Below are 15,028 nucleotides of genomic sequence, written 5' to 3'. Positions count from 1 at the left end.
TACCGGTCAAACAGGTACAATGCTTGCCGACTGGAGTACGGCTGCAAGCGGGATCGCCGGAAGTTCTTATACTGCCAACTGGGCTCTGCCTGCCGGGGTATGGACCGCGATGCAGCAGGGGATAAATTACGTCTCGGTCAGAGTATACGACGGTGTCGGGAACACTGCTGAGTCGGCTGATGTTTTCTACGTTAAGAAAGATACAAGCAGTCCTGTCCTAACTAATAATCAAACAGGGGATAATACCTGGAGAACTTCAGCGGGGACGTCCTACAATGTCGATTTCTCGGATACGACTTCGCTTTTGAATACGGTCCAATATATTGTGTTTTCGGGAACCGGGCAGACCGGTACCACCATTGTTACCTGGACGAATATTGCCTCGGGTATTAATGCTTCTGCTTACACTGCTGACTGGCAGGTGGATTTTGCCGCACTGGCGCAGGGTACGAACTATGTCTCGGTCAAGGCAGCGGATTATGCGGGAATTATTACAACGACGAATGATGTTTTCTATGTCAAAAAAGATACGCAGGCGCCGGCTGTGGCAAATAATCAGGCTGGAGATAATACGTGGCGGACTGCTTCCGGTACGGCGTATAATGTTGACTTTACGGATTCAGGAAATTCATTGTTAAATTACGCAGAGTATTCCGTCTGGTCAGGAACGGGACAGACCGGTTCACAATTAAAAACCTGGACAAGCATTGCCACCAATATGAGTACTCTTACCTACACCTCTGACTGGCAGGTTGATTTTACCGCCTTGCAGCAGGGAACTAATTACGTGTCGGTCAGGGTTTACGATAATGCGGGTAATACGGGTTCTTCTAATGATGTATTTTACATAAAAAAAGATACGGGCAACCCCGGTATTGTAAATAATCAGCTGGGAGATAATACCTGGAGGACTGCAGCGGGAACTTCCTATGATATTGACTTTAATGACTCGACCTCGTTACTGTCTTCTGCTCAATATATTGTTTACTCGGCGACAGGTCAGACAGGAGCTACCGTGATTACCTGGACTAATATTGCGACGGGAATAAACGCCGGTACTTACACCTCTAACTGGCAGGTGGATTTTGCTTCCTTACAGCAGGGGAGTAATTATGTTTCGGTCCGGGTCTATGATAACTCCGGAAATACCGTGTCGCTGACCGATGCTTTCTATATAAAGAAAGATACTGCAAATCCGACCTTTACAAATAACCAGACGGGGGATAATACCTGGAGGACTGCAGCAGGTACGACTTATAATGTAGATTTTGCCGATACCGGAAATTCGCTTTTAGCGAACGCGCAGTACTCGGTTTACAGCTCTACCGGTATGACCGGGTCAACTATTATAGGTTGGACGGATATTGCTTCAAGTATAAATTCTTCTTCCTATACAACTGACTGGACGGTGGATTTTAACACTCTCGCGCAGGGCACAAATTACGTTTCTGTAAGAGTATACGATAATGCCGGTAATACCAACTCGTTACCGGATGCTTTTTATGTAAAGAAAGCCACACAGGTCCCGGTTATAACAAATAATCAAACGGGGGATAATACCTGGAGAATTGCGGCGGGTACGGCGTACAATGTTGATTTCTCGGATGCAGGCGGCTCGCTCCTTAATACCGCTTCCTATTCCGTTTATTCCGGAACCGGACAGACCGGCAGTATGTTGAAAAACTGGACAGCGATTGCTGCTTCTATTAACGCATCTTCGTATTCAATCGACTGGACGGTTGATTTTACTTCTTTACAGGAAGGTATAAATTATATCTCCGTAAAGGTAACAGATAATGCCGGAATCACTACGACGCTGCAGGATGCTTTCTACGTGAAAAAGGATACGGCTAATCCTGTTGTTTCAAACAGCCAGCTTGGTGATGACACCTGGAGGAATACTGCCGGGATGACATATAATGTTGATTTCTCGGATACCACTGCGCTTCTTGAAAATGCCCAGTATGCTGTTTATTCCGGCACAGGACTTACGGGTTCACAGCTTAAGGATTGGACTAATATTGCTTCAGGGATAAACTTAAATTCATACACGGCAAACTGGAGTGTGGACTTTACCGCGCTGCAGCAGGGAAGTAATTACATCTCGGTCCGGGTTTATGATAAAGCAGGAAATACCGCTTCCTTGAATGATGCCTTCTACATAAAAAAAGACACAACCACTCCCGGTGTTACCAATAATCAGACCGGGGATGCTGCCTGGAGAAATGTTTCCGGAACAACGTACAATGTTGATTTTACCGACAGCGGAAATTCTAACCTTTCTTACGTCGAGTATTCGGTATATTCCGCGACGGGAAGGACAGGGACACAGGTTATTGATTGGACAACGGTTGCCACCAGTATTAATGCGGATTCATATACAACGGACTGGAGCGCGGCGTTCTCTTCGCTTCTTAACGGCACTAACTATGTCTCGGTACGGGTATTTGATAACGCCGGGAATTCTGTTATATCCGACGATGTCTTTTATATTAATAAGGATACGTCTGTTCCGGCTGCAGTAAATAACCAGGCAGGGGATAATGCCTGGCAGAGTTCTGCCGGAAAAATGTATGATGTCGATTTTACGGACGCGGGCGGGTCGAAACTTTCTTACGCCGAATATTCCGTCTGGACCGCCACCGGGCAAACAGGTTCGAATCTGAAGGTCTGGACAACTCTGGCAAGCGGGATAAATTCTAATTCTTATACTTCTGACTGGTCGCTGGATTTTGCTTCCCTGCAGCAGGGGACAAATTATGTTTCTGTCAGAGTTTATGATTATGCCGGCAGTACAGCAGCAACGAGCGATGTTTTCTATGTAAAAAAAGATGTATCTAAGCCGGCTGTGTCAAATAATCAACTCGGGGATAATACGTGGAGAAGTACCGCGGGAACGCTCTATAATGTTGATTTTACAGATTCAGGCTCCAGTCTTTTGAACAATGTGCAGTACAAGATTTGTTCGGCCACCGGTCAGACGGGATCGGTCTTAAAGGACTGGACTAATATTGCTTCAGGAATTAATTCAAATTCATATACTTCCGATTGGGCAATAGATTTTACCGCTCTCGCCGAAGGTGCTAATTATGTTTCTGTAAGAGTTTACGATAACGCCGGTCTTACGGATTATTCTAACGATGTATTCTATGTGAAAAAAGATATTACAGTGCCTTCTTATACTAATAATCAAGCAGGAGATAACACCTGGAGAAGTGCTTCCGGTACTTTATATAATGTTGATTTCTCCGATGCGGGAGGGAGTGATCTTTCATATGCAGAATATACTGTTTACACTGCAACGGGCCTGACCGGGGTGCAGGTGAAAACCTGGACGACGATTTCTACAAATATTAACGCCTCTTCTTATTCCACGGACTGGCAGACGGATTTTGCCTCGCTTTATGAAGGGGTAAATTATATTTCCGTAAGAGCGTTTGACAGCGCGGGCAGCTCAGTAACTCTTGCCGATGCTTTTTATGTGAAGAAAGATACAGCCGGTCCGGTAATTACCAATAATCAAACCGGGGATACTTCCTGGCGGACTGCAGCCGGAACAACCTATAATGTTGATTTTATCGATAACTTCTCCCTGCTTAATAATACTCAGTACAAGGTTTGTTCCGCAACCGGCCAGACAGGTTCGGTGCTTAAAGATTGGACGGATATTGCTGCCGGTATTAACGCCGCTGCCTATACTGCCGACTGGACTGTTGATTTCACGGCTCTCCAACAGGGGACGAATTACGTCTCGGTGCGGGCTTATGATAATAAAAGCAACTACACGGGTACGACCGACGCTTTCTATATCAAAAAGGATACGACAAATCCGGGAGTTGCGAATAATCAACTCGGGGATGATACCTGGAGAAAACAGGCGGGCACTACTTATAATGTCGACTTCAGCGATAACCAGTCAGGTCTTTCTTACTCAGAGTATGCCGTTTATTCCGCAACCGGAAAAACGGGAAGTAATCTGGTTACCTGGACCACTATTGCAACGAATATAAATTCTTCTTCATATACAACCGACTGGCAGGTTAATTTCAGTGCTTTGCAGAACGGGATAAATTATGTTTCTGTGAGAGTATACGATAATACGGGCTATACTGCCGAAGTTGTCGACGCTTTCTATGTTAAGAAGGATACTTCTGCTCCGTCTATTACCGATAACCAGACGGGAGATGATACCGTGAGAAGCGCGCCCGGAACTGTTTACAATATTGATTTCTCGGACACCGGAAATAGTCTTATCTCTTATATGCAATATGCCGTTTATAACGGAACGGGACTTCAGGGTACTAATGTAATTCCATGGACGGATATAGCAACAGGTGTAAATGCTTCAACGTACACGGATGACTGGCAGGTTAATTTCGGAGCGCTCGAACAGGGTGTGAATAATTATGTTTCGGTGCGTGTTTATGATAACGCCGGAAACTCTGCACAGTCGAATGATTTGTTCTATATTAAAAAAGCTATCGGGCTTCCGTCTGTAGTTGACAACCAGACAGGCGACGATACGTGGAGAAAAACCAACACCGGAAGTTATAATATTGATTTCTTAAGCGGCAGCGGAGTTAACCTCTCCTACTTCCAGGTAAAAGCAACAAGCGCGCCGAATCAGGGCGGATCGGTTTATGCCGACTGGACCAATATCGCAACTTCTATTAATAGTACGAGTTATTATTCTGACTGGACACTGCCTGCCGGGGTCTGGAACGCTCTCGGGGAAGGGGTTAATTACATTTCCGTCCGGATATATGATGTAGCTTCCAATAATACCGTAACCGATGACGTGTTTTATGTAAAAAAAGACACCGTAAATCCCGGCGTTACCAATAACCAGGCGGGGGATAATACCTGGAGAGGTTCTGCCGGCACAGCGTACAATGTCGATTTCTCCGATTCCGGTTCGACGCTCAGTTCTGTACAGTACTCAGTCTATTCCGCAACAGGACAGACAGGCTCACAGCTTAAGGATTGGACGAATATCGCCTCGGGGATAAACTCCTCGTCCTATACCACGGATTGGACCGTTGATTTTACCGCTCTGCAGCAGGGTACAAATTATGTCTCGGTGCGCGCTTATGATTCAGCGGGTAATTCAATTACCTCTCAGGATGTTTTCTATGTGAAAAAAGACGGAGCGGTTCCCGGGGTCACCAATAATCAAACAGGGGATGATTCCTGGAGATCTGCTTCCGGAACGGCATATAACGTGGATTTTACGGATGCCGGGGGAAGTAATCTTTCTTATGCGGAGTATGCCGTGTATTCAGGTACGGGCTTAACCGGTTCGCAGATAAAAAACTGGACAACAATTGCCTCCGGTATTAATGTGTCTTCCTATACAACCGACTGGCAGGTGGATTTTGCTTCTCTTTCCGAGGGGACAAATTATGTCTCAGTCAGGGCTTACGATAATGCGGGAAATCAGGTTCAGGCAAACGATGCTTTCTATGTGAAAAAAGATACCATAAATCCGGGGATTACCAATAATCAAACGGGGGACGATACGTGGAGAGGAAGTTCAGGAACCGCTTATAATGTCGATTTTACTGATAACGGCTCGCTGTTAAACAATGCGCAGTACGCGGTATACTCGGCGACGGGTTTGACCGGATCTCTTGTAAAAACCTGGACCAATATTGTGACGGGAATAAACGCTTCTTCCTATACGACGGACTGGCAGGTGGACTATGCTTCTCTTTCCGAGGGGACTAATTATGTTTCGGTTAGGGTTTATGATAATAATACGAATAGTACGGTAGTTACCGACGCTTTCTATGTTAAAAAAGACACGCAGGGTCCTGTAATAACAAATAATCAAGCTGGGGACGATTCCTGGAGGAAGCAATCCGGGACGGCTTATGATGTCGATATTTCCGATAGTTCTTCTCTAATAAATAATCTCCAGTATTCCGTCTGGACGGCAACGGGGCAGACGGGGTCGAGTCTTAAAGACTGGACCAATATCGCGGCCGGAATCAATGCCACTGCTTACAATTCAAATTGGGTTGTTGATTTCTCCGTGCTCCAGGAAGGTACTAACTACGTCTCGGTACGGGCTTATGATTATGTCGGAAATACTTCTTCGCTTACGGATGCGTTCTATATTAAGAAGGATGTGACCAATCCGCAGATAGCAAACCAGCAGGCGGGGGATGATACCTGGAGGAACGAGGCGGGTACGGTCTATAATGTCAACTTTACGGATTCCGGTAACTCCAATCTTTCTTATGCCGAGTACAGAGTGTATTCCGGTGCGGGCTCGACCGGGTCGCTTGTTAAGGATTGGACAACTATTGCAGCCGGTATAAACGCGGCTTCTTATACGACTGACTGGCAGGTGGATTATGCAGCACTTCTTGAAGGTTCTAATTATGTTTCAGTGCGGGTTTATGATAACGCCGGTAATACCGAGAACCAGCAGGATGCTTTCTATGTAAAGAAAGATGTGACCGTGCCGGGTGTGACGAATAACCAGACGGGTGATGATACCTGGAGAAGTGCCGCGGGCACGGTATATAATGTGGATTTCACTGATGCCGGGAATTCCGGGTTAAGCTTTGTCCAGTATAAGATTTACTCCGCGACAGGTATGACAGGTTCTGTGCTTAAGGACTGGACAAGTATCGCGGCAGGAATTAATTCCAATTCTTATACAACAGATTGGAGCGTGGATTTCTCCGCTTTACAGGAAGGAACAAACTATATCTCGGTAAAGGCCGTTGATAATGCCGGCAGCAGCGTTACTGTTTCTGACGCGTTCTATGTTAAAAAGGATGTAACCGTACCGGGTGTAACGAATAATCAGACGGGGGATAACACCTGGAGAGCGGCATCCGGCACCGCCTACAATGTTGACTTTACCGATACGGGAAACTCCAATCTCTCTTATGCCCAGTACAGAGTGTATTCCGGTACGGGTTTGAGCGGGTCTCTGGTGAAAGACTGGACAAATATTGCCACCGGAATAAATGCAGCTACTTATACTACAGACTGGCAGGTGGATTACGCGGTTCTTCTTCAGGGTTTCAATTATGTTTCAGTCCGGGCTTATGATAATGCCGGTAGTTCCACGGGAGCGACGGACGTTTTCTATGTTAAAAAAGATACCGCCGGACCGGTTATAACCAATAATCAGACGGGTGATGATACGTGGAGAAAAGCGGCGGGTACACTTTATAATGTTGATTTCTCCGACGCCGGTTCTCTTCTAAATAACATACAATACAAAATCACAAGCGCTACAGGGCAGACAGGTGTAGTACTTAAGGATTGGACTAATATTTCAGCTTCAATAAACGCGTCTACGTACACTACGAATTTTACGATAGACTTTGGTGCTCTTTCGGATGGTTTCACTTATGTCTCGGTCAGGGCTTACGATAATCTGAGTAATGCTTCGGTAACAAACGACGTGTTCTATATCAAAAAGGACGTTCTTGTGCCTGAGATAACGGACAGTCAGGCGGGCGACGACACCTGGAGATCTTCTTCAGGTACAACATACAATATTAATTTCAGCGATCTCGGAGAATCAAATCTTTCATATTTCCAATACACGGTCTATTCAAATGCCGGGCTTGCGGGTACAATGATAAAAGATTGGACAACGGTTGCCTCTTCTATAGATGCTGCTTCTTATACCACCGACTGGCAGGTGGACTTTGCCTCTTTACAGCAGGGAACAAATTATGTGTCGGTAAGAGTATACGATAATGCGTTAAATACTGCGCAGACAAACGATGTGTTTTACGTCAAAAAAGACACGTCAGGGCCGGTTATCACGAATAATCAGACGGGTGATGATACCTGGAGATCTGCTTCAGGGACCGTATATAATATCGATTTCACGGATACAAATTCCCTGCTGAATAACGCGGAGTATGCGGTCTACTCCGGTACGGGACTTTCAGGCAGTCAGCTTAAAAATTGGACAGCGATTGCTTCCGGAATAAACGCTTCGACATATACGACCGACTGGCAGGTGGATTTTGCTGCCCTTCAAAACGGGACAAATTATGTCTCTGTACGGATCTCCGATAATCAGACTTCTTCAACTGTTCTTACGGATGCTTTCTATGTCAAGAAAGATGCGCTAGCGCCTTCTTTTACCAATAATCAGACAGGTGATAATACCTGGAGAAATACTGCCGGGACTGTGTATAATGTAGATTTCTCTGATACGGGGAACTCCAACCTTTCGTATGCGCAGTATGCGGTGTACTCGGCGACAGGAAAAACAGGCACCCTTATAAAGGACTGGACCAATATTGCGACCGGAATAAATGCTTCTTCGTATGCGACAGACTGGAGTGTTGATTATAACGTGCTTGCTGACGGGAGTAATTACGTTTCCGTCAGAGCTTATGATAATGCAGGCGGAGTTATTACTTCTGACGATGTGTTTTATGTAAGGAAAGACTCTACTTTACCGGTAGTTACCAATAATCAGGCCGGTGATAATACCTGGCGGAGTGCTGCGGGAACCGTATACGATGTTGATTTCACTGATGCCGGCGGTTCACAGCTCTCTTACGCGCAGTATACCGTATATTCCGGAACCGGCCTTACCGGTTCGACTATTAAAGCCTGGACGAATATTGCCTCGGGAATAAATGCCGGGTCTTATGCGACAAACTGGACTGTGGATTTCACCGCTTTGTCCGAAGGTACGAATTATGTCTCGGTCCGGGTTTACGATAACTCCGGAAATACGAAACAGCAAAACGACGTGTTCTATGTAAAAAAAGATACCCAGGGACCGACAATTACCAATAACCAGACAGGGGATACGGCCTGGAGGAATGCGGCCGGGACACTTTATGATGTAGATTTCACCGACAACGGTTCTCTTCTGAACAATGTGCAGTATAAAGTAACAACTGCGACGGGGCAGACGGGAAGCATCAGAAAGGACTGGACGGATATCGCAACCGGACTGAATGCCGCTACTTACACGACTAACTTTACGGTGGATTTTGCGGCACTGCAGGAGGGTGTTAATTATGTTTCTGTCAGAGCTTACGATAATCTGACAAATGCCGTATCGCAAAATGATGTCTTCTATATAAACAAGGACACAACAGCGCCGTCGGCTATCACTAATCTTTCGGTTTCTACGGGAGCGGAAGGTATTTTAAATCTCTCCTGGAAAGCTCCGGGGGATGATGCTGCTTCGGGAACTGTCAGCAATTATTCGGTAAAATATAAAACCTCCGCGCAGGGGAACTTTTCGGGGACTGATGTGGACTTTAATGCGGCTTCTACTTATACTCACTCCTGGGCAAGTTTTGTTGCGGGAGGAAGTACGGAAACGAGGAGTATAACGGGACTTAATGCAAACTCTTTGTATTACGTTGCTATAAAACCGGTTGATAAAGCGGGAAGTTTGGGAGGTGTTTCAAATCTTACGGGTAATTCGGGAACTACCGGTGCTGATGTTACTGCGCCGTCAGAGATAACAAGCCTGTCTGCGGTTACCGGAGATTATGCGGGAGAGGTAAATCTTTCCTGGACTGCGCCCGGGGACAATGGGACAGGCATTAACTTGCAGGCTCCGCCGAACGGAGGGTACACTGTTAAATATGCACCCACTCCTGTGACGAATCTGGCAACCTGGAATGCGGCGACTACCTATAGTCAATCCTGGACACCGGTTAATGCCGGGGTTACAGAAAACAGGACGGTTTCGGGTTTAACTCCGAGTACTACGTATTATTTTGCAATAAGAGCTTATGATGAAGTCCCAAATACAGGAACCTACGGCAATTCCCCTTCAGCGGTTTCCGGAGCTCCCGGTGCGGCGGCAGGGGTTATCATTTACGGCTCGGGAAGTTTAACAAATCCAAAGTATGAACTCTGGAGCGGGTCGGCATGGGGCAGCGAGCAGACTGCTACGGCGGCTACGGCTACCATAAGATGGGTGATTACAAAACCCTGCCCTGTTTTCAGGAATGAGAAAATGGCAGGGGTTCTTTCCAGCGGCGGCACTATGTCTGTCTTAAAATATGACGGTTTGACAAACTCCTGGCAGACTCAATGGAATGTCTCGGGCATCGGCTCAAATAACAGCATTTATAGAGGTTTTGATATTGCGTATGAACAGACAACGGGAAGATGTATGGTGGTTTACTCTACCGGTGCGGCTTCAAATGAGATAGCTTACAGGATTTGGGACGGTACCTCCTGGACGAATGAAACTACGTATGATGCCGGGACTACAGGTATAGTTTACTGGGTGAGATTGAAACAAAGAAGCGGAACTGCGGAAATAATGCTTGCGACTCTGGATGCTAATTCCGATATTTATGCTTTAAGATGGAGCGGTTCTGTATGGGGTAACGGTAAAACCCTTTCGACTGCGGCCGCGGTTAACAGTAAACAATGCTTTGATATTGCCTGGGAAAATACCTCGGGTAAATGTATGGTAATCTGGGGTGCCGGTACAGGAACAACGTATGATCAGTGGAACGGTTCGATATGGCTTGCGTCTCAGGGAACTGGGCCTAACATTGCGTCGACGGCTAACTGGATAAGAATTGCTTCTGATACGGCGTCGTCCTCAAACAATATTGCTTTTGCTTCACTCTCGGGTTCTTCAAGATGGGATGTCTGCGTCTGGACCGGCGCTGCGTGGGGCGCGCTTCCTGCGGCGGATACTACGATGGAACCGTCTGACGGATTTAGAGCTGATGTTGCTTTTGAAAAAAGCAGCGGCAAAGCAGTTGCGGTTGCCGTGGATTTTACTTCAACAAAACTTAGTTATATTACGTGGACTTCTGCGGGCGGCTGGTCTGCTACTCCGGCTGCGGCACCGAAAGATACTTATGACTGGTCTAACCATATACGCTGGGTTCAGCTTGAGCCGGATCCGAATCAGAACAAGATGACGGCTGTTGGTATAGATGAATCAGCAACCATTGCTTCCAGGAATTGGACGGGCTCTGCCTGGACCGGCGGGACTGTACATAATGCCGGAGCTTCAGATTCTTTATACAGATGCGCGAATATGTGTCTGGATATGCATGATACGAATCCGCCGGGTATGACCGATAATCAGGCAGGGGATGATACGTGGAGAACTTCAAATAATGGCACCTATAATGTGGATTTCTCGGATGCAGGTGGTTCGCTTTTAGCTTACAACCAGGTGAAAGTGTATTCAGGAACCGGCATGACAGGTTCGCTTCTTTCTGACTGGACAAATGCGGTATCCGGAATAAATAATAACAGTTATACAACCGATTGGGCTCTTCCTTCCGCAGTCTGGACGGCTTTACAGGAGGGTGTAAATAATATTTCCGTTAAAATAGTAGACGGTGCGGGCAATAACGTTATTGAAGCCGATAAGTTTTATGTAAAAAAAGATACCGTGGCTCCGGTGATTACCAATAATCAGTCCGGTGATACAGCCTGGCGAAACGCTGCAGGTACCTCCTATAATGTTGATTTTTCGGATGCAACCTCTCTGCTTAATAATGTTCAGTATACGGTTTATTCTGCCACCGGAATGACAGGGACAAATCTTGTGGCCTGGACAAATATTGCTTCGTCAATAAATGCCTCGACTTACACGACAAACTGGACTGTTGCCTGGTCGGCTCTGGCAGAAGGAACAAACTACGTATCGGCAAGAGGGTATGACAATGCGGGCTTGACCACTTTGACTACGGATGCTTTCTATATAAGAAAAGACACGGTGGCTCCTTCAAATACGACAAATCTTACCGCGGTGCCGGGAGTGTCCCGGGGACAGGTAAAACTTACCTGGACTGCTCCCGGAGATAACGGGGTTTCTGCGGACAATACAGCAGGGTCGTATATAGTGAGATATTCGACAAGTCCGATTGCCAATGATACTGATTTTGAAAATGCAACAGATTACCCGAATACCTGGGTGCCGGTAACAGCCGCCGCAGAGGAGACAAGATATCTGTCGGGTTTAACACCCGGAGTAACCTATTATTTTGCAATTAAAACAAAAGATAAGGCCAATAATTATTCTGCTCTTTCAAACAATCCGTCCTGCTTGCCGCAGACGGGTAATATACATATTAATGAGGTTTATTCGCTCGGAGCTTCAGCAGGCGCGGACTGGGTTGAACTTTATAATGACACCGGCAGTGATGTCGGTTTGAGCGGCTGGACTCTGGTTTATAACAGCGGAACTATAGCAAGCCCCGGAACGGATGTAGCGGTGTGGACAGGAAGTGCCGGAGTTACCGTCACAAACGGCAGTGTACTTACACTCGGCGTTTCGTCGAATTTGGACGGGAATAATATTAGATACGTGAAACTTAAAGATAATTCAAATACTCAGATTGATGTAGTGCAGTGGCCCGCCTTTACTGCAGGCGCATCAGATATTTCTTTTGCAAGAATCTCTGACGGCAGTAATTATCTTGAGAAAGATCCGACGCCGACTCAAAACGCGCTTAATGCGGTCACCGGTACCGTGAAAATAAATGAGATCTCATATCATCAGCTTGCGGATGAATTTATTGAGTTAAATAATACAGGAGGCACGGCGGTGACGCTTGCCGGATACATATTAAGAGGTTCTCAGTCCGTTTCCGGAAATAATCCCTACAGGAAACATTTTACTTTTACCAGAAATATAGACGCGGGTTCTTTTGCCGCGGTGGATAACAGCAGTACGGATACCGGGGCAAACAGCTTTACATATGAGAACTCCTTTGGAACAACGAACGGCCTTACCTCATCGGCGGATTTTGTTGCTCTCGAAAATGCTTCGGGCCAGGTGGAAGACAGGGCGACCTGGCAGTCCGGAACGCCTTCTGTCTATTATGATTATACAGGAACACTGGTTCTATATGCGAATTCTGCTGCGGGCGGTCTTTCTGCTCCGAATACTCTGGGCAGAAACGGGGTTGATACAAATGTTGATAACAGTGACTTTGGAAGTTTCGCGACACCGACAGAAGGGCGGCGAAATAGTGCGGGAACTCAGGTTTTGGCGAATACTTTTGGCTCTCCAACCATAAATATTTCAAGGAATTTTAAAATAAGTATCACTCTGGGCGAGAATTCTTCCGACGGGGTTAATGATACTTTATGGTTTGTCAAGACCGGCGGAAATACGGATACTAAATCTCCTCATGTGTTCAGGCTTTCTGATCTTGGTTTTAATACTGCGGTAACAGCTCCGCAAACAGTGACAGTTTCCGGCGCGGTAATCACCGATATAGAAGGAAATAAGATAGTTGACGGTGCGACGTATAAGTTAATACTCAATAGCGATACGGCTGACGGCGCGCCGGCTCAGGTTGTAAACAGCGCCATAACCTATGATGCTTCAATACCCACCGGAGTTGTTTCTGATACCGCTCCCGTTAACGGAAGTGCGAATAACAGCGAAAAGATCGCGCTCCTTAAAATTACGGTGACGAGTACCAGCCCTGCGTGGGGGAATAATATAGAACTGACATCGGTAAATGTTAAATTCACGGATGGAGGCGGAACTCTCCTTTCTACTGCCGGGGCGCAGGGGTTGTTTGAGAGCGTCAGTATATTCAGGGACAACGCGAATACGGGCGTTGCCGGAAGTTATGAACCCGCTTTTGATACGGATGTTCTTGCCGCGGTTCAGAACAGTTCCATATCCCTTGACGGAAGCGGAGTTTTGACAATGAATGTGCCTCTTCCTGACGGAAGTGAAGCAACGATACAGAAAGGAACAAGCGCAGTGTATTTTGTAGTTGCTGAACTTACCACAAATGCCGGTGCGGCTTCGCCGAATTCTTTTAAAGCAATTGTGGATGCTGATATTTACTTGAGGGATGCTTATTATGATGTTACGCAGGCTACGGCTGCTTCAGCCCCTGTTTCTTCGACCGGTGTTACGGTGTTTGCTCCCGCGCCGCCTCCTGTTGACTCGCAATATCCTGCTACTGTAGCAACGGCGGTTAACGAACAGATTACGAGTCCTGTCGCAATCAACAGGGACACAGAGCAGGGCCTGTTTATGGGTTCCTCCGCGGGAAAACTGTATGCTCTGAATAATGACGGGAGCGCTAAATGGACGGTGCCTTTTGAAACAACAGGCGCTATTAGTTCTGCCCCGCAGGTTACCATGGAAAACGGTAATACCTTCATTTATATCGCTAATGACGCGGGCTACATCTATAAGATAAAAGATCAGGGTACTTCCGGAACGACAACCGGAGGGTGGACGATTAATCTTGGCGCGGTTGTAAAGGCAGAGCCGATTATGACCGGCGGAAGTATTTATATCGGGGCCGCGAACGGTAAACTTTTCAAAATAGACGATGCTACCGGAAGTGTTATTTGGGATACCAGCACGGCGATTTCCGGGAATCTGACCGGCTCGGCAGCTGTTGATGAGTTTACTCCGGGTGTAAGCTCCTGCTGGATAGGCTCTGAAGGGGGTTCTTTATACAGAGTAAACACGGTAAACGGACAGGTCTTGAGTACGCTGACTACCGGTTCAAGCATAAAGTCCTCTCCGTTTATTGACGGCGGATACCAATTTGGAGCCTCAAATAATCTCTTCATACCCTCAACTGATGGAAAGATGTATTGCCGCTCTTCCGTAAATCTTACGTTAATCCCTGACGGGTGGAAGAATCGTGGTGGTCAGGAAGACGGTAATTATAATATAGGCAGCGCCATTGAAACGGTTCCGTTTTATTGGGCCTGGGAGTCTCCAAAAGCGCTTTATTTCGGCGCAAATAACGGAAAGATGTACAAGATTAACGGTGAAACCGGAACACCGATATGGGAGTTTACAACCGCCGGGGCGATAAAATCTTCACCTATCGTTTATAACGGGTGGGTTTATTTCGGAAGTGATGACGGAAGGTGTTATTGTATCTCTGCCTCTGACGGTATTCTCAGAAGCGGCTGGCCTGTGACTACCGGCGCTGCCGTGAAAGCAATGCCAGTTCTTGGCGGCTGGGATGACGGGTTTGGAGAGTATACAAATATTACATTTACTTCAACTGACGGAAAAGTGTACGCACTGCAGATACAGTAA

Annotated in this window: 1 protein-coding gene (cut by a window edge); it reads left to right on the top strand. The window is 46.6% G+C overall.

The genetic code is table 11. The features are described 5' to 3' along the window. Positions 1 to 15,028, top strand: partial view of a hypothetical protein gene (locus A2536_02850; GenBank protein ID OGF47695.1) — the 3' portion only. It extends 13,016 nt beyond the left edge of the window; only the last 15,028 of its 28,044 coding nucleotides appear in the window; its start codon lies beyond the left edge, outside the window; it ends in the stop codon at positions 15,026 to 15,028.

Source organism: Candidatus Firestonebacteria bacterium RIFOXYD2_FULL_39_29, from assembly GCA_001778375.1.
In the GTDB taxonomy this organism is placed as follows: Bacteria; Oederibacteriota; D2-FULL-39-29; order D2-FULL-39-29; family D2-FULL-39-29; genus D2-FULL-39-29.
Note: the sequence above shows the minus strand (reverse complement) of the source record. Positions and strands in the feature narration are given on the sequence as shown.